Origin of the sequence: Thermosphaera sp., assembly GCA_038827615.1 — an archaeon.
Lineage (GTDB): Archaea > Thermoproteota > Thermoprotei_A > Sulfolobales > Desulfurococcaceae > Thermosphaera.
On record JAWBNK010000001.1, the window covers coordinates 1,053,913 to 1,070,336 of the forward strand.

At 47.3% G+C, this 16,424-nt stretch carries 17 protein-coding genes and 3 tRNA genes; 11 read left to right on the top strand and 9 right to left on the bottom strand.

Translation table 11 applies throughout. The annotated features are described in order from the left end of the window. Nucleotides 1–441 precede the first annotated feature (441 nt). The 4 genes from QXH45_05770 (at nt 442) to QXH45_05785 (ending at nt 3,048) form a co-directional block, all read left to right on the top strand. Nucleotides 442–945 (top strand): DUF2148 domain-containing protein, encoded by a 504-nt coding sequence (locus tag QXH45_05770; GenBank protein MEM2078755.1) that lies wholly within the window; start codon nt 442–444, stop codon nt 943–945. A 37-nt stretch (nt 946–982) separates the two neighbouring features. Beyond that, on the top strand, nt 983–2,479 hold the full coding sequence (locus QXH45_05775; protein ID MEM2078756.1) for an SLC13 family permease: 1,497 nt from the start codon (nt 983–985) through the stop codon (nt 2,477–2,479). 68 nt (nt 2,480–2,547) lie between these two features. Then, nucleotides 2,548–2,757 (top strand): hypothetical protein, encoded by a 210-nt coding sequence (locus QXH45_05780; protein MEM2078757.1) that lies wholly within the window; start codon nt 2,548–2,550, stop codon nt 2,755–2,757. An 18-nt stretch (nt 2,758–2,775) separates the two neighbouring features. Beyond that, nucleotides 2,776–3,048, top strand: coding sequence for a MoaD/ThiS family protein (locus QXH45_05785; GenBank protein ID MEM2078758.1), 273 nt, complete (start codon nt 2,776–2,778; stop codon nt 3,046–3,048). A 9-nt stretch (nt 3,049–3,057) separates the two neighbouring features. Here the strand turns inward: QXH45_05785 and QXH45_05790 are convergent, their stop codons facing one another. Genes QXH45_05790 through QXH45_05805 form a run of 4 tightly spaced genes read right to left on the bottom strand, consistent with a single transcriptional unit; the run spans nt 3,058 to nt 5,407 of the window. After that, nucleotides 3,058–3,801 carry a HesA/MoeB/ThiF family protein gene (locus QXH45_05790; protein ID MEM2078759.1) on the bottom strand — a complete coding sequence of 248 codons (744 nt, stop codon included), beginning with the start codon at nt 3,799–3,801 and terminating at the stop codon, nt 3,058–3,060. A gap of 3 nt (nt 3,802–3,804) precedes the next feature. Beyond that, complete coding sequence (locus QXH45_05795) at nt 3,805–4,008, bottom strand: MoaD/ThiS family protein (GenBank protein MEM2078760.1); 204 nt, start codon at nt 4,006–4,008, stop codon at nt 3,805–3,807. Nucleotides 4,009–4,032: 24 nt separating this feature from the next. Beyond that, complete coding sequence (locus QXH45_05800; protein ID MEM2078761.1) at nt 4,033–4,818, bottom strand: GTPase; 786 nt, start codon at nt 4,816–4,818, stop codon at nt 4,033–4,035. Beyond that, nucleotides 4,808–5,407: an adenylate kinase family protein gene (locus QXH45_05805; protein MEM2078762.1), complete on the bottom strand. Its 600-nt coding sequence runs from the start codon at nt 5,405–5,407 to the stop codon at nt 4,808–4,810. Before QXH45_05805 ends, QXH45_05800 begins: the two co-directional genes overlap by 11 nt. Before the next feature lie 103 nt (nt 5,408–5,510). Here QXH45_05805 and QXH45_05810 point away from each other — a divergent pair, with 103 nt between their 5' ends. Beyond that, a complete protein-coding gene (locus QXH45_05810) occupies nt 5,511–7,223 on the top strand; it encodes a radical SAM protein (GenBank protein MEM2078763.1) in 1,713 nt (570 codons plus the stop codon). Between the two features lie 17 nt (nt 7,224–7,240). On the opposite strand, the gene QXH45_05815 is transcribed toward QXH45_05810, so the two are convergent. Beyond that, the gene (locus tag QXH45_05815; GenBank protein ID MEM2078764.1) at nt 7,241–8,662 is read right to left on the bottom strand and encodes an amino acid carrier protein; all 1,422 of its coding nucleotides are present in this window, start codon (nt 8,660–8,662) and stop codon (nt 7,241–7,243) included. A gap of 139 nt (nt 8,663–8,801) precedes the next feature. On the opposite strand from QXH45_05815, the gene QXH45_05820 reads away from it, so the two are divergent. After that, the gene (locus tag QXH45_05820) at nt 8,802–9,062 is read left to right on the top strand and encodes a hypothetical protein (GenBank protein MEM2078765.1); all 261 of its coding nucleotides are present in this window, start codon (nt 8,802–8,804) and stop codon (nt 9,060–9,062) included. A 123-nt stretch (nt 9,063–9,185) separates the two neighbouring features. Continuing rightward, nucleotides 9,186–10,565, top strand: coding sequence for an aspartate aminotransferase family protein (locus QXH45_05825; GenBank protein MEM2078766.1), 1,380 nt, complete (start codon nt 9,186–9,188; stop codon nt 10,563–10,565). Between the two features lie 21 nt (nt 10,566–10,586). Here the strand turns inward: QXH45_05825 and QXH45_05830 are convergent. Beyond that, nucleotides 10,587–10,680: transfer RNA gene (locus QXH45_05830), tRNA-Gln, on the bottom strand. Nucleotides 10,681–10,795: 115 nt separating this feature from the next. Between QXH45_05830 and QXH45_05835 the strand changes: the two genes are divergently transcribed. Further along, nucleotides 10,796–10,869, top strand: a tRNA-Lys gene (locus QXH45_05835). A gap of 29 nt (nt 10,870–10,898) precedes the next feature. On the opposite strand, the gene QXH45_05840 is transcribed toward QXH45_05835, so the two are convergent. Genes QXH45_05840 through QXH45_05850 form a run of 3 tightly spaced genes read right to left on the bottom strand, consistent with a single transcriptional unit; the run spans nt 10,899 to nt 14,584 of the window. Then, a complete protein-coding gene (locus tag QXH45_05840; GenBank protein MEM2078767.1) occupies nt 10,899–12,797 on the bottom strand; it encodes a phosphoenolpyruvate carboxykinase (GTP) in 1,899 nt (632 codons plus the stop codon). A 27-nt stretch (nt 12,798–12,824) separates the two neighbouring features. Further along, a complete protein-coding gene (locus QXH45_05845) occupies nt 12,825–13,406 on the bottom strand; it encodes a DUF99 family protein (protein MEM2078768.1) in 582 nt (193 codons plus the stop codon). Continuing rightward, nucleotides 13,403–14,584, bottom strand: coding sequence for an orc1/cdc6 family replication initiation protein (locus tag QXH45_05850; protein ID MEM2078769.1), 1,182 nt, complete (start codon nt 14,582–14,584; stop codon nt 13,403–13,405). Before QXH45_05850 ends, QXH45_05845 begins: the two co-directional genes overlap by 4 nt. A 117-nt stretch (nt 14,585–14,701) precedes the next feature. Here QXH45_05850 and QXH45_05855 point away from each other — a divergent pair, with 117 nt between their 5' ends. The 3 genes from QXH45_05855 (at nt 14,702) to QXH45_05865 (ending at nt 16,374) form a co-directional block, all read left to right on the top strand. Beyond that, entirely contained in the window at nt 14,702–15,424 is a 723-nt protein-coding gene (locus QXH45_05855; GenBank protein ID MEM2078770.1) for a DUF432 domain-containing protein, read from the top strand. Nucleotide 15,425: 1 nt separating this feature from the next. Continuing rightward, complete coding sequence (locus QXH45_05860; GenBank protein MEM2078771.1) at nt 15,426–16,262, top strand: mechanosensitive ion channel family protein; 837 nt, start codon at nt 15,426–15,428, stop codon at nt 16,260–16,262. A 38-nt stretch (nt 16,263–16,300) separates the two neighbouring features. Beyond that, nucleotides 16,301–16,374: transfer RNA gene (locus QXH45_05865), tRNA-Ala, on the top strand. Nucleotides 16,375–16,424 lie beyond the last annotated feature (50 nt).

The following is a 16,424-nucleotide window of genomic DNA, read 5'->3' on the forward strand; positions in this document are numbered from 1 at the left end:
TAGCTCCTCAGCCCAGATGATCAATAGATGGCGTTGGAAAGTGGTTGCTAGGGTTTTATCGGAAAACGTGTAAGTGAGTTGACTCCACAATACTTCGTTCCCTCAGTGATGCAGCGTTAAAACGTTTTTGTATCACGAGACATCGGGGACCACCGTTCTACTTCGTTTTCAACGATAATCCCAGAGGATTATTTCGCGTGTAAATCGCTGTTTAACTGGACACAGGTTTAGTTAATTAGCGATTAACTACCCTATTTGATCATGTTACAGTTATCACATTACCGAGCAGTATGCGTAATTTTAAACTCCGACCAATAAACATGCAACAAGGGCGGTTCCCCGCTGGAGGCCGCAGATCTAGTCACATATTTTTGTATAAAAATCAAAAGCGAATAGCATATAAAACCTAATCCAAGATACTATCAATCCTGGTGAAACGCCGTGATCACCGAGGCAGAAGCCCTAAGAAATGCCGTGAAAACAGTTGCCGAGCTCATGGTAACCGCCGCTAAGACGGCTCCAAAGGCAAAGGGCGTCGACAACATAGTCGCATCCATAATAGACTCCAAGGAGGAGCTCGAGAAGCTCGCCGCTAAAATGGAGGAGCTTGCCCCAGAGTACGGGGAGTTCTTCAGAAGGGATGCACAGAACGTAAGGAACAGTATAGCAGTGGTTTTGATAGGGTGCAAGATATCAAGTCTTCAGTTGAAGCAGCCCAGCAATTACCCGCTTGACGCGGACACGGTTAATTCACTGGTGAATTTGGGGATAGCCCTGGGCTCAGCTGTTAAGGTGGCGGGCATCTTGAACGTGGATAACAGGATAATGTTTACGATAGGAGTGGCTGCCCAAGAACTCGGATTGTTGAAGGCTGACGTAGTCTACGGTATACCGTTATCGGCGTCGGGTAAGAACATCTACTTTGATCGCAAATGGCCTCCTTAATCGATTAAGCAAATAATCCAGGATGAGATGACTAGTAATGAAGAATAAAAAGATATTTTACGTCCTACTAATGGCATTTACTACTTCAATTATGATCTCATTTTTTCTGAAGATCCCGGGAGACCAGCTTGGCTTGGAAATAATTAACTATTGGAGAGAGACCACAGGCAACACGGGGGATATCAATGACCCGGCGAGCTTTGTAAAGCAGACAATATCGCTCGGCGTGTTCTTGACAGTGATAATCCTTACCGTGATATCCATGGAGTACAGGTATTACGGGGCCTTCCTAGGGATATCGTTGATCACGATCCTGGGAACCGTTCCACCCCAGAGCCTGATTAGCGGGGTTGAGTGGAACTTGATAATGTTCTTGATAGGGAGTATGACGCTTGCATTCATACTTAGAACCCTGGGGGTGTTCGAATACATTGCTGTGAAAATACTCGAGTTTTCACACGGCTCAGTGAAGAAGCTTCTTTTCACTATTCTATTTTTCTCCTGGTTTCTAGCTATGATCGTCGATGAGGCTACGAGTATTGTTTACGTTATGCTTTTGATTTTTGAAATAAAACGTATGTCGCATCATGAAGTAATGCCATTGGCAATTATATCGGTATTAGCAACTAATATTGGGAGCATGGCTTTACCTGTTGGAAACCCCATTGGCATATACATTTCTTTTACGGCATCTCTCTCCGTTTCAGACTTCCTGGCGAGAGCTCTCCCACTCTCCCTAGCACTGCTCCTCACTACATACTTCATCGTCTACTTCTTAAACAAGAAGTACCTGAATGGGCTCGCGCTCGAGTTGAACCCTGAGAGAGTGAAGAGAAGAGTAGAGGTTTACTACTCGAACACGCGAAAGGAGGATTTGGTGAAAATCAAGATAGGATTAATCCTCACCGTGATTTTCCTGCTAATGATATCCACGGTGGATTTCCTAGCAGAGCTTATAACGAGTTTCTCGGGTAACCAAGTGCAACCACACTCCCTACTATCGTTTATACCTTACGTCTTCATAATGCTCGCTGGACTCCTATACGGTCCCCAAAAGCTTGAACAAGCCATAATGAAGGGGGTCGAGTGGCCTTCAATACTATTCTTCATATCCCTATTCATGCTCGGGTTCTCTCTACTCTACACTGGCATAGCCTCAAAGCTAGCATACGCAACCATCAAGCTGAGAGGCATCGTTGAGGGCGATACCGGTTTTCTAGCAGAAGTGATCCTAGTCTTCTCAGCCGTTTTAAGTAGCTTTCTCGATAATTTAAGCGTCATAGTAGCATTAACGCCCATAGCCAAAACCGTTGAGGCAGTGTTCTCCACGAGAAAAGTCTACTGGAGCATGCTTTACGGCGGAGTCCTAGGCGGAAACTTCACTCCCATCGGTTCAACTGCAAACATAGTTGCAATAGGGTTATTGAGCAAGGAGAAGATGAGCGTGTCGTGGAGTGATTGGTTTAAAATCGCTCTTATTCCCACGCTGATACAAGTCTTGATCGCCCTCCTCTGGAACTCGATGCTCGCGTGAGCCATATAAGAGTGCTCATTCAATATCCCTTATCAGAAAGTAACATGGATTTTAGGGGCGCCGGATAATTGGTATGCGCGAGAATACTGCCAGACAATATTGAAAAATGTACAGAAAAGGACCGAGTTTCGCTGAGAGAGTTACTTGATTTTTTGAGAGAAGAGATAGAAGGATATGATGTAATAATACTGGTAAACGATAGTCTTGCCGAGGATCTAGATTCAACAGTATCCTCGGACGACCGAGTCATCGTGGTGAAAGAAAATATAGGGGGTTGATGATATTAATTCTTGAGGATGACATCCTTGAAGATTACAGTGATCTTCCTGGGAAGGGCAAGCGAGATATCGGGAAGGTCGCTTCTCACCGTGGAATTACCAGATAACGCCACGCTGTACGACCTGCTGAAAAAACTAGGAGAGACCGTTAATTCAAGAATATTCACTAAATTCCTGGATGGACAGTACGTATTCGTAACCTACGTCAACGATGTCCCAACGATCTCCCTTAACACGCCCTTGAAAGACGGGGACAGAGTCTCCCTTATAACTCCTGAGATGGGCGGTTAACAGCTACAACTATTCACTACATAGTTTGCAATCAAACTTCTTTAACTCAACTACTTCGAGGTTGTTTGTTTTTCCATTGAATAATGCTATCTTATTAATCATTGGTTCCCCTACTCCGAGCAGTATCTTAAATACTTCATTAACTTCCAGTAACCCCACTATTCCAGGGATATGAGGTAAAACTATCACTGGCTTTGTGTTCTTGCCGGCTATTCCTTGAAACAAGCATCTTAAACACGGAGTCACGCCTGGAATAAGCGTTGTCACCTGGCCGTAAAACTCTCCCACCCCGCCGTGAATAAATGGTTTCCCATGCCTCCAGCAAGCCTTATCAAGTATGAACCTTGTATCCCAGTTGTCTAATGCATCTACGACAACATCTACCTCCTTAACATATTTCTCGGCCACGTTTTCGTCGATTCTAGCATGAACTGGGATTATCTCCACATTTGGATTCAATTTTTTCAGTCTTTGAGAAGCAACCAGCACCTTAGGCTTACCGATGTCATCCACCGTGTAGAGTATTTGCCTTTGAAGATTGCTGAGCTCTACTACTCCTTCATCGATGACAACTATCCTGCCTATCCCTCCTGCTACGAGATAATACAGTATTGAAGAGCCAAGCCCTCCTGCGCCCGCTACCAGCACGCTCGCCCTCTTAAGCTTCAACTGACCCTCTAAGCCGATTATAGGGATCTGCCTACTGTATCTTTCGATCTCCTCGTCGGTTAGACTCAACCTCCCCGCCTCCATGAGTCAACCACCGGACTTGACGGTGAAGATCGTTAAAACATCCCCGTCGAAAACATCATCTTCATCGGTCAAGACCTCGTTGTTCCTTAAAACAACGTGCTCGTTAGAGTTCAATCCAAGAATCCCTAAGATCTCCTTGACTTTGGCTCTAGACACATTCAAACTGCGAGGCTCCTTCTCACCGCTTATTATAACAGTAAGGGGCATCGGAAGCCCTCCTCCACTACTTACTTATCCGGGTCTCTCATAAAAAGGGATCTTACCGTCATGGTAATCCCTTATAACGGCCCTAGCAGCCTCCTCGATCAATGGCTCCCTAGTCGACTTGTAAAACCAGCCCCTTTTCGCAGCATATTGTTCGAGGATCTCAAGGGGGTTTAGTGAAGAAATACCATACGCTAGTTTAAAAGCATCCTTGTTAAGCGAAATTACTTTTTCAATTAACTTTAAAGCTGGCTTAACGGGATCCCCTAGCTGCTCCGGGGAATAACCCCTCAGCACTCTTTCCAGCTCGCCGCCTTCAACTGGAATAACGCCGGGCGTGTCGATCATGTAGAGATCGTCGTCTATCTTGTATACTTGGAAGGTCTTGGTGTATCCCGGGGTCCCGGGATAGGGGCTTGTCGGAGCGGAGTGCCGCCCCTTAAGAGCATTGATTATGGTCGACTTGCCGACCTTCGGGTATCCTGCAACTAACGCTGTAGTTGGGAGCTGTTTTGAAAGATGCTTTATAGCTCTGCGAAGCCTCAGCGTACCCATATGCTTCGACGCAGCAGTATAGACAGCGTGATATCCCCGCTCCTCGAAATGCTCCTTCCACTCCTCCGCTACTTGCCTCGGCACTAGGTCGGATTTGTTGAGGACTATGAGCAACTCTTTACCATGTCTGCTCACAATTCCCTCTAGCTTTCTACTGAAAGTCTCAACCGGGGTCCTGGCGTCTAAAACCATTAATACGACGTCGCCTTTCAATATCATCTTCTCAAGCTGGCTCCAGGAAGCTAGCTTAAAAGCCATCAACCCCTCCCCCGTAGTTTTCAAACCTGTCAAGGACCTCGGGCTGAACCTCCTCCAACCAGTTGACTCTCAGGCCTGGCTCGATTTTCCCCGTGTTGTTTACGATCTCCATAACGGTTGCCAACACCTCGTCGACACTCTTTCCGGAAGCATCTACCTCGTATACCTTATCCTCGCCGAAGGCTTCAACAGCGTTTACGGAGACTATCCCCAGTATCTCCGCCATTACGTTTTCATTGATCTTCTCCCGACTCCATCCTCGCTCGGAGAGTCTCTTCTCGAGCTCAAGAGGGTGGAGCCTTAAAACAACAACCTTTTCCACGATCCCCGGATCGATTATCTCCGGGTAGTGAGTGTCCAATACTATATAATTGGACGAGCCTTCGACCACCTCTCTGACTTTCATCGAAACGCGATCTTCATCTATTATGAATGTCCTCCTGAATTCATCGTACGATAGAATAAGGTTGTTCTCTATTGCAAACCTCGACAAATCTATCGAGATTGTTTTCAAGGCCTCTGCAAGCTTCGAAGCTATCGTCGACTTACCGGTCCCGGGGACTCCTGCAATTATGATCGCCTTACCCATGGGTCAACACTTTCATTAAGTGATTCCTTTCTCTCATCCTGCTCGTATGTATGGGAACGGCTACAGACCCTGAAATATGTTTTTAATTTCCCCTCACTATAACATGTTTATAGACTTAATGGTGAGTGATTTGAGCCAACAAGTAGTGAAGAAGCCGGGCGAGATATCTTACTCTCTGCCGAAGCTTAAACAGGGTGAAGAAGTTCTCTCGGTGACCTTAAGCGTCTGCCCATACTGCTACAGGGAGTTGCCAAGCATAATTGTCGAGAGGGAGGGCAAAGTCTACATAAGGCGCGTCTGCCCTGAGCACGGGGAGATCGAGGAGCTATACTATGGTGACGTCGCATTCTATAAGAAGGTGACAAGCTGGTATGAAGAGGGGCGTGGAACACGCCACATATATACTCCCGTCAAAACTCTCTGTCCATTCAACTGTGGACTGTGCCCCATGCACAAAAACCACACAGCCCTGATCAACATGGTTGTGACAAACAGGTGTGACCTGAGCTGCTGGTACTGCTTCTTCTTCGCCGAAGCAGCAGGCTACGTTTACGAGCCTAGTCTCGAGCAGATTAGAGAAATGGTTCGCAACATTAAGAAGCAGGGCGTGACTGTAGCCATACAGTTAACAGGGGGCGAACCGCTACTCAGGGAAGACTTAGTCGATATTGTGAAGCTACTTCGAGAAGAAGGCGTTAGGCATATTCAGCTTAACACGAACGGAATAAAGTTCGCCAGGCTCTACATGGAGGACCCTGCTAAGGCTATAGAGTATGCTAGAACCTTGAGAAGCAATGGCGTAAACACCGTATACTTGAGCTTCGACGGCGTGTCCCCCACGGTTAACTGGAAGAACCACTGGGAGGTCCCATATATTTTCGAAGTATTCAGGAAGGCTGGGATAACGAGCGTTGTCCTGGTCCCAACAGTCATAAAAGGCGTTAATACTCACGAACTAGGCGCCATAGTAAAGTTCGCCGGAAGAAACATGGACATCGTTCGCGCAGTGAACTTCCAGCCAGTGAGCTTGACAGGCTACATGAAGAAGCATGAGAGAGAAAAATACCGCATCACTATTCCTGAAGTCGTGAAACTATTGGAGGAGCAAACCAATGGAGAGATACATTCCAACGCCTGGTTCCCCGTCAACGTGAGCGCCTTATTCTCTAGGTTCATCGAAGGGTTCAGCGGAGAATTCAAGTTTGAAATGAGCAACCACCCAATATGTGGTGTTGGGACTTACGTGTACGTGGAGAGAAGGGGGAACAATATTCGATTCACTCCGATAACGGATTTCGTAGATATCGAGGGATTGCTCGATTACTTGAGAGATAAGTGGGAAGACCTTGTAACCGGCTCTAGCAGAATAACAACGGGTCTACGCCTCCTCTACAGCCTAAGGAAGTTCATAAACCAGGAGAAGGCTCCGGAAGGCTTCGACCTCTACAAGCTACTATTCAATATAGTGGTAAAGAGGAGCTACGAGGCCCTAGGAGAATTACACTACAAGCTACTATTCATTGGGCAAATGCACTTCATGGACCTGTACAACTACGATATTCAAAGAGTTCAAAGATGCAACATTCACTATTCTACTCCAGACGGCAGGTTGATTCCTTTCTGCGCGTTCAACATATTCGATGACATATATAGGGACAAAGTACAGAGAGATTACAGCATCCCCATCGACGAGTACTCTGCCAAATACAATCTTCCAAAGGGTTACTTAACGAAAAAGTATGTTAGGGATAGGAGAAAACTGGAGTCAACCGAGATTTATAAGCTCGCCTATGATGGATTGTTGGAGAAAAAATAGTGAGGATGCTTGGAAAACTACTTTTTAGCCTCGCCTGTCTCATACCTATGTCTCGAGTAGAAATCCTTGATCAACTTTAAAGCCAATGGCGAGAAGTAGGCAACTGCTATCAAGTTGGGAATAGCCATTAACCCGTTAGCCATATCGGAGAAGTTCCAGAAGGTCTCAAAGTACTCGCCGTAAATAGCAGCTGGAATAATAGGTATTATCCACAGAATCCTCCATATATATCTCAACGGTTTCTCGGGAAGCCTTAGGGTTCTAACCCAGAAGTACACCCAGTTGATCTCTCCATACCACTCCCACGTTAGGAGCGTAGTATAGGCGAAGAGCGCGAGGGCTATTCCAAGGATTATGGGAGCATAACTACCGTAAGCCCTATAGAAGGTCTCCATGGCTAGTGCCGCGCCGCTTAAGTCTGGCCTGTCAATGTATGTTCTCGCCACAATGTTGGCAATACCTGTAATAGAGCATATTACGATAGTGTCCATGAATACCTCGAAAACCCCGTAGAAAGCGACTCTACCAGGGTGATCAACAGTCATGAAAGCGTAAGCGTTGGGAGCGCTTCCCAGTCCAGCCTCGTTTGAGAACAATCCTCTTGCGAATCCATACCTTATAGCAGAGTACACAACCCATCCAGATAATCCGCCTGCCGCTGCTTGAGGAGTGAACGCGTATTTAAAGATCTCGGAGATACCGGTTAAGAAGTTCCCGCCAAACTTGATCCAGACGCCTACTCCGAAGATAATGTACCAAGCCGCCATAAAGGGGATCATGTAGTTAGCTACTTCAGCTATTCTCTTCAGGCCGCCCAGGACAACCAACGCTGTGAAGATGACTATCAATATTCCTACTATCAGCCTCAGCTGGAATATTTGATCTTCAGTTTCATACCCGAATAATTTACCCACATACTCTGCTCCAAGAGCAACATTGTTGGCTTGAACCATGTTTCCAATTCCAAAGGCCGCAATGAAGGTGAAGACGGCGAATAATACTGCGAGAACAGGGCCGATCACAGGTACGAGTCGGATATAATAAGGTGTGCCTCCCTCAATTCTTCCATCGGGCGTAACTCTTCTAGACCAAACACCAAGAGTTGCCTCCACACCCTTCAAGCCCATACCCAGGATCGCGCACACCCACATCCAGAACAGAGCTCCAGCACCGCCCAGGTGTAAGGCTGTTGAGACACCCGCTATGTTGCCTACTCCGACTGTTGCACCCATTACAGTGGCCCAGATGGCGAAGGGTTTGACTTCGCCTCTTCCACCCGCCCCCTTATACAGCATTGTTTTCACTGCCGTTCCAAATTTCCGAATCTGGTAGAATCCTCCCAGTATTCCTATTGCCAATCCCGTTCCAGCCAGGATAATAATCGCGGGTAGACCCCACACTAGCCCATCTATGTAGTCAATAATTGAGACTATATCCAAATCCTCTTCACCTACAAATCTTAATATTTTATCATTGTAAATATAAATACTTTACCGCAAAGATTCAGCCTATAGAGGTGGGATGGGCTTAAAAGGTTTAAATACAAGTAGAGATAACATATATTATCATGGTGGTCTAATGGTCGAGTTTGAAGTTCCTCCTTCACAGAGAGACGCTAGCATGATCGTCTGGATTATATCCCTCATAGTGCTTGGCGGATTACTGTTGATGCTGGGATTTTCAACCAACATTGGAGATGTCGTTGGGAGCGACCCTTACTTAGGATACAGGTACATAGCCCACTTGATCGTCGTAGCCATAGTCATATTGATCGGCATCATTGGATGGCTAAGTGGTAGAGGGAGTGTTGAGAAAACTGGTCTATTCAAGTTTGAGTAGCATGGTTTAAATCAGCTTAAAAACCCGTGAAACCTCGCGATACCGTTTTTACGAATTCCCCACATACCGTCGAGCTAGACAAGATTATTAACTATTAAACGTAGATCTTAACATGTGATATTAATGGATAATTCGCTCAAAATCCCTTCTGCAAAGAAACTAGATAAGAGTATTCCCGTTGTCGAAAAATACAAGAAGTATGTCTCACAAAGTCAGGCATTCAAATATTTCCCAATCGCCGTTGCGAGAGCTAAGAATGCGAGAATATGGGATGCTGATGGAAACGAGTACATAGACTTCCTAGCTAGCGCCGCATCGTATAATATCGGGCATTCCAATGAGGAAGTGGTAAAAGCCGTTAAAGACCACTTAGACAGGTTCATCCACTACTGCTTGTACTTGTATCACGAACCTGTTGCAGAGTTCTCAGAACTCTTGGTCAACATAACCCCTTGGAGCTACGACAAGAAGGTAATAATAGGGTTGAGCGGGGGAGACGCTAATGACACGGCTTTGAAAGCGGCCCTAGCATATACTCGGAGACCGAGGATAGCCTCGTTCACATACTCATACCATGGGACTACAGCCCTCGACATAGCAGTGGGGGGTTCTTTCGACCCTGAGCTGAGGAGCGTTATACCCTTCCACAACGTCTACTTCCTCGAGTTCCCGGATACGTATAGGTGTGTCAACAATATAGATGACCCCGAACAATGCGGCGAGGAATACCTATCCATGGCTGAATCGTTCTTCAAGAGATACGCTGGCGAATCCTTCGCCGCACTAATAATAGAACCCATCCAAGGGGATGGGGGAGTCCTCGTACCGCCTGAAAACTTCATGAGGGGGATTAGAAAGATAACCGAGGAGCACGGGATAGTGTTGATAGATGATGAAGTCCAAACCGGTATGGGTAGGACTGGTAGGTTGTTTGCAATAGAACACTTCAATGTTGAACCCGACCTGGTGGTCCTCGGAAAAGCCCTCGGGGGCGGGATGCCTGTTTCAGCGGTAGTGGGGAGGAGGGAGATTGTCGAGTCGGCTCCCCCGCAATCATTCTTCGCCACCTCGGCTGCTCACGCGTCGTCTGTCGCAGGAGCAATCGCGGCTGTTAAATACGTGTTGAGAAACAAACTAGATGAAGCAGCGAGAGAGAAAGGCAAGTACCTTTTGAAGAGATTGAACGAGCTCAAGGATAGATACGAGGTAGTGGGGGACGTCAGAGGATTAGGCCTCATGCTAGGAGTAGACATTGTAAAGGATAAAAAGTCGAAACAACCCGACAGGACGCTGTCTCTGAAAATAATCTGGAGGGCTTGGGAGAAGGGACTCATAATGATGACTTATGGGAAGTATGGCAATGTATTGAGGATCGCCCCACCGCTCACGATTCCATATGAAGACCTAGATAGAGCCGTTGAGATAATCGACGAATCAATCAAGGAAGCATTAGAAGGCAAGGTACCCGATGAAGTAGTAAACTACATGACAGCGTGGAAGTAGTAAGACCCGCGGGAGAGATAGTAGCCGGGCGGGGATTCGAACCCCGGTCACGGGGGTTCTCCCCCTGGCCGAAGGGACCAGAGCCCCGCATCCTTGGCCGCTAGACGACCCGGCTATCAGTATCAATTAATCTTGACGAGCTTTTTAATCTTTAATCTTTCATCGATTAAACTTTCTTTTAAAGGACAGCATGTTTTAAAAGCCTATTCAGATTAATTCAATAATAGCCTGGGCCCGTAGCTCAGCATGGTAGAGCGGCGGGCTTTTAACCCGTAGGTCCCGGGTTCAAATCCCGGCGGGCCCGCATAAATTTTCTCCTTTACACTCGAAATCCTATGCTCTGTCAAGCTTGAATGGGCTAACAGGGTCTCCGTACTTATCCCTCGCCTTTACCAGCCTTCCCTTCTCCTCCCTCAGCACGTCAAAGAATAACTTCGGGGTATCTGGGATTTCAGAGTAAGTGACCCATATTCTCTCTATCTTCTCCAAGAGCTTGCTCACTCTCACGCTGAATAGTTTCTCATACAAGTGCTCGCTGAACTCCTTGTTCAACTCCTTTCTAAACAGCTCAACAAGGTCATTGTAGAGTGGAACATACCCTGTGGGGGTCTCCAGTGCGTCGAGTTCGTTGTGAACCCTTTTCTCCATCCAGCGTAACCAGACTTTTTTATCGACTTTTTCCGTTAAGAATCGGCCATCCTTGTCCCTTAGGAAGTAGTTTACCCCGTAAATCCTTGGCTGTCTTGAAAGCCCCTCCGCGAATCTAAAGTGGAGCTCGGTGAACTGACCCGGAGATATCGAGAGGAAGTCTAGGATGGCGTAAGGGTTGAACTCCCTAACACCTGACTGCCCCAGCACTGCCGTGGTTCTCTCAGATTCGAGTGAAGCCCCCTTAGTCACGATTCCGTGAACCCAGTTGAAAGCCTCCTCGACGGGAGGCAACGTGTCCGAGTCTCTCCCCCCGAAAATCATCCCTGAGACCGGGACTCCCATGGGATCATTTATTCTGGGGTCTACTCTACTGAGGTAGAAGATGCTCGTTGTGAACCTTGCGTTCGGATGAGACGGGGGAATCTCCTTCCCGTTCTCATCCCTAATCCCCGGCCGCCATTTTCCCGCGTAGTTTATCCCTGGCCTTGGTTCTTCACTCTTACCGTTCCACCATACATCGCCGTCTTCAGTGTATAAGACGTTGGCGAAGATTACCTCCGTTTCCCTCGAGGTCAGTATTTCGTAAATCTCTTTATCGTCAACGGGGTTAACACCATCGATGATTCCGAACATGCCTATCTCCGGGTTAATGGCCCTGGCCTCGCCGTTCACGTTCCTTATGATTGCTAAGTCGTCGCCAACCACGAGATCCGACATTAAAGCAGTAGAGGTTTTACCACAGCCAGCTGGAAAAGCCCCCGTGAAATAAGCTACCTTGTCGCCGCCGCCCTTCATTCCAATGATGAACATGTGCTCGCACAGCCACCCCTCCTTAAATCCCTTATACACGCACAGCCTCAGCGAGAGCTTCTTCAACCCAACCGTGTTGCCCGCGTACTGAGTGTTGACGCTGTATGTAATCATCTCCTCCGGATCAATGTATATCCTCCTCTTAGAAACGTTCTTGCTCCACCCGTTCTCGTCTCTCTCGCCGGAACTGTGGAGAAACCTCATGTACTCGATACTATCCGAGCGTGTGAACTCCTCATAGCAAACCCTGTAGAGGATGTTCTCGCTGTGAATCACGTAGGCCGAGTCAGTGACCTGGACTCCTAGTAGGGTGAATGGGGAACCCCTTGGTCCAAAACAGTAAAAGCCTATGTACATCTCCTTGCTTCTCATTATATCCCGATAGATTTGCCATACCTCGTTTCTCAACTCCTCTCGATCACCACTGTTAACCAAAGGTATTTGAACCCCTCTGCTAGTCATGATCTTCGTGTTTCCTCTATCCCTGGCCAAGTCCTTAATGCCGTCGAAGTGAACCGTGTGCAAGGAGTTGTAGCGTGACACATACTCCTCTCCGTTTTCAACGGCTCTTCTACGAATATAATCGAGGTCTTCTCTTGAACCAGTATTGACAAATATCGAGGAGGGATTCAAGTGTTCTGCTACCTGCTTGATCCAATCTAGTAGTTCACAATTCTTTATCCTTGCCAGCTTCTCGATTTCAACACTACTTGCATATTTCTTAAGGACGCTGATAGATTCGACGCATTTGTCACGAGGTTCTTTAAGCATTGAAACACCCGTTTATAATGAGAATTTTCAACCAGTTATTAAAAACAAACTCCTCTGTTGGTGAACTAGTTTGGATATGCTAGAGGCGAGCATGTCGGCGACTCTCAAGGGCTCGGGTATGGGGCTGTAAATACATGCCTTCTTGTAAGCCTCAACTGCCTTGTCAAAGGACAATCCCACGTGATATATTTGAACAGGCTTCCACGGCGTGTCGACGTAACTCATTGATGATGCAACCCTCTTAATTACTTCAAACCTCTCGCCGCCGTCGGGAAAATGCTTGAGCAACGCCCCCTTTATCCTGTTAAGGTCCAAGGGATAGTGCTGCACCACTATGACTGGTTTACCAGTCTCTTGGAAAATCCAGTCAGGATCCACTACGTCGAACCCAGAGTACGTCACTCCATCAAGGAAGACCAGTTCTCCCGCCATCATCTTGGATATGTTAATGATGATGCGTGAACTCTCCCTGCCGTCGACCACGACCCTCCCGTAGCCTACCCTGGTTAGAAGGTTCTCCTCGAGCTCGACGCCTGCTACTACCGTTGCCCCCCTGCCTCCTTTGAACCATGCCGGGAAAAACCCGTCGTCAAATCCTTCCGACTTCATCCCGAATCCTTCAACGCGTCCTCAATGTTCTTGATTATGTCAGGTTTAACCTTAATTATCTTAGTGACCCCGTGCCTACCCCTGTTAACCACTTCAGCAACAATAAGCCCCATCATGTCTAATTGTGATATGATTTCGCTCACCCTCCGCTGAGTCAGGGGTTCGAAGCCAAGCTCCCTTACCTTGTTCATATAGGCAAGATATACCTCGCCCGTTGTCGCCGAACCCTTCTCCTTCACAATGTCCACTATCACCTTTAAGACGAGCTTCTGGTGGAGAGGTAGAACTGTCACCGTTTGGTAGACTCTGCCTTCCTCTATTTCAATGGAGGCTTTCTTCACGTGCTCTACAGTCACCTCGCTCGCGTTCTCCCTCTCAGCAATCTCCCCTGCAACCCTTAAGAGCTCTAATGCTCTCCTAGCATCTCCATGCTCTCTCGCGGCCAGAGCGGAGCAGTACGAGATAACGCCATCCGTTATGGCTCCCGGCACGAACGCCTTATCAGCCCTCTGCTTCAAGATAGTGTATAGTTGCTCGGCATTGTAGGGTGGAAATACCATTTCCACCTCGCCGAGGCTGGACCTGACCCTCGGGTCGAGATTCTCTACGAAATTGATATCGTTGGTGATCCCTATTAGGACTACTTTAGAGCTCGACAACTCCTCGTTGATTCTAACGAGCTTGTAGAGCAGGTCATCACCCTCCCTTCTAACATAATAGTCTATCTCGTCCAGGATCACTACGTGGAGCCCGCCCCAGTTCTCCAAGGCGTTAACGTATCTCCTGTAAACCTCGCTGACAGCTAGCCCAGTATGAGGGATCCTGAGGCCCATGCTCGAAGCTATTCCAGCTATAACTCTGTAAGTTGTGTCAACTTTCCGGGTATTGACGTAAGCATAGTTAAGCTTAGCCCCAAGCGATGCGGATTTCTCAACAATCTTTTTAACGACATACTTGGCTACGGCCGTCTTACCAGTACCCGTTAACCCGTAGATTAAGACGTTGCTTGGCCTCACGCCTTGCGATACAACTATCAAGTGTTCGGCAAGCCTCTTAATCTCTTCCTCCCTGTGGGGGAGGTGGTCGGGGACGTAGTCCGGGTGTAATACTTCTCTATCGCGAAATATTTTCGAGGCAACTCCTCTCTTCTTAATCAATTCATCAATAATGTCGCTCATAGCGGGTCACTGAAGCAAAGGTGTTTCAACTCGACGTTTCTAAATCCCATCAGGTTTCATTATAAACTATTAGTCTCATAATTTCTAGGGAAACGGTGGAGAGACGGTCGAAACCTGATGTACGGAGTAGTAATAAAAGATATCTTACAGGTTGGGAAAGCCTTAATAAGAGTTGAGCGTTCAGGCAACTATTTGAAATACGTTCGAACGATCGACAGCGATACCAGGGAGATTATTCTCGATAGAAACGCCATAATCGAGACTCGCCCCATGTATCCGCTGTTTCACCCATCATACATGACGAGCTATATTATCGTATATCTCAGCAAGCCAATCGTAGTGTCGCCTAAATCATCTATAAAACTATCGATACGGTTACCAGTTGACCTAGCCATATACGCCTTCAGCGGAGATTACTATGAAATGATAGATGTAATACCGTTGCACACCTCATACAAGTTTGCCCTCTACGGACCCATTATTTCATCGGTTGAGGCAGCTGGCCACGTTGCCCGGTACGTGATGGCGGATCCCCTGACCGGTGACAATATTAAGCCGGAGCCAAACTACTGCACATCGACAGTATCCATATTCAATAAAACCCAGGATTTCGCCAGGGTCGGGAGAATACTCCTTGATGGAAAACCCTTGAAAATATTCTACGTGACCGGTACGCTGGAGTGCTATACCCAGAATATTAGAATGACCATTACTTCGAGCGAGCATGCATCTATTACTTACGAGGAGAAACCCTGTAGCGGCTGCGACGAGCTGGAAGAGCCGAGAGTGTTCAGAGGGCTACTGATGCCACTGTCTACTGAAATGTTATGGGGGTATTAGCATGAACTCGCTGGCCGAGCCGCTATTATCTTTCTTGAGGAATCCGGAGGCGTGGAGAGTAATCATAGCCATAGCGGTGTTCGCGGTTGGCTACCTAATAGCGTTGATAATACGTAGAACGGTCTTCAAGATCAGCGCTAGATTCTACGCGAAAAATATCGCGAGCCTGGTCTCGAGAACGATGTATTACATAATTCTGCTTATCGCGCTATCCTCTGCGCTAAGCTACCTCGGGATAGAATTGTCGGGTCTAATAATAGCTGGAGGATTCGCCGGCATCATAGTAGGTGTCGCGCTTCAACCCTTAATGGCCAGCTTCTTCGCCGGCTTATACATAATGGCTGAGAGAATAATTCAGCCCGGAGAAATAGTGTCCATTGGGAACACCATGGGCGAGGTTATCGAAGTCTCGCTGATGTTCACTAAAATCAGAAGCTTCGACGGAATACTGGTGACGATGCCTAACAGTCAGCTCCTCTCCACAGTAATTCAAAACTTGAGCAAAGCAGTAGCCCGGAGGACAGAGTTCAATGTTTCAATAGCTTATAAGGATGACGCTGAGAAAGCCTACAAAGTCATCCAGCAAACGATAGCCAACCATCCATACGTTCTCGCGGAGCCGCCCCCAGACGTGTTCGTCTCGAAGCTGGCTGACAGCGGGGTAGTCATCACGGTGAGAGTGTGGGCCCCCCGGCAACTCGTCTACCCGGTCACCAAAGACTTGTTGTGGAGGATAAAGAAGTCGCTCGACGAGGCAGGAATAACAATACCGTTCCCGCAACTAGACGTCTGGATAAAGACGCCTGTTGTGCTCGGTAAAAAAGACGAGAGCAGTTAATCCTTATAAACCCGGTAAGAACTTATCTATGTGATGATGGGCCGGTAGCTCAGCCTGGAAGAGCGCTCGGTTGGCATCCGAGAGGTCCCGGGTTCAACTCCCGGCCGGTCCACTTCTTTCCCATTTTGCGAACATATTTATAGGGAGTTTAAACGATATTTT

What these genes read in the sequence shown, in the direction of transcription:
- QXH45_05805 (MEM2078762.1), bottom strand. Translation starts at nt 5,407, where the DNA reads ATGGGTAAGGCGATCATAATTGCAGGAGTCCCCGGGACCGGTAAGTCG.
- QXH45_05795 (MEM2078760.1), bottom strand. Translation starts at nt 4,008, where the DNA reads ATGCCCCTTACTGTTATAATAAGCGGTGAGAAGGAGCCTCGCAGTTTG.
- QXH45_05840 (MEM2078767.1), bottom strand. Translation starts at nt 12,797, where the DNA reads ATGCTTAAAGAACCTCGTGACAAATGCGTCGAATCTATCAGCGTCCTT.
- QXH45_05775 (MEM2078756.1), top strand. Translation starts at nt 983, where the DNA reads ATGAAGAATAAAAAGATATTTTACGTCCTACTAATGGCATTTACTACT.
- QXH45_05825 (MEM2078766.1), top strand. Translation starts at nt 9,186, where the DNA reads ATGGATAATTCGCTCAAAATCCCTTCTGCAAAGAAACTAGATAAGAGT.
- QXH45_05850 (MEM2078769.1), bottom strand. Translation starts at nt 14,584, where the DNA reads ATGAGCGACATTATTGATGAATTGATTAAGAAGAGAGGAGTTGCCTCG.
- QXH45_05810 (MEM2078763.1), top strand. Translation starts at nt 5,511, where the DNA reads ATGTTTATAGACTTAATGGTGAGTGATTTGAGCCAACAAGTAGTGAAG.
- QXH45_05785 (MEM2078758.1), top strand. Translation starts at nt 2,776, where the DNA reads ATGACATCCTTGAAGATTACAGTGATCTTCCTGGGAAGGGCAAGCGAG.
- QXH45_05860 (MEM2078771.1), top strand. Translation starts at nt 15,426, where the DNA reads ATGAACTCGCTGGCCGAGCCGCTATTATCTTTCTTGAGGAATCCGGAG.
- QXH45_05855 (MEM2078770.1), top strand. Translation starts at nt 14,702, where the DNA reads ATGTACGGAGTAGTAATAAAAGATATCTTACAGGTTGGGAAAGCCTTA.
- QXH45_05845 (MEM2078768.1), bottom strand. Translation starts at nt 13,406, where the DNA reads ATGAAGTCGGAAGGATTTGACGACGGGTTTTTCCCGGCATGGTTCAAA.
- QXH45_05800 (MEM2078761.1), bottom strand. Translation starts at nt 4,818, where the DNA reads ATGGCTTTTAAGCTAGCTTCCTGGAGCCAGCTTGAGAAGATGATATTG.
- QXH45_05790 (MEM2078759.1), bottom strand. Translation starts at nt 3,801, where the DNA reads ATGGAGGCGGGGAGGTTGAGTCTAACCGACGAGGAGATCGAAAGATAC.
- QXH45_05820 (MEM2078765.1), top strand. Translation starts at nt 8,802, where the DNA reads ATGGTCGAGTTTGAAGTTCCTCCTTCACAGAGAGACGCTAGCATGATC.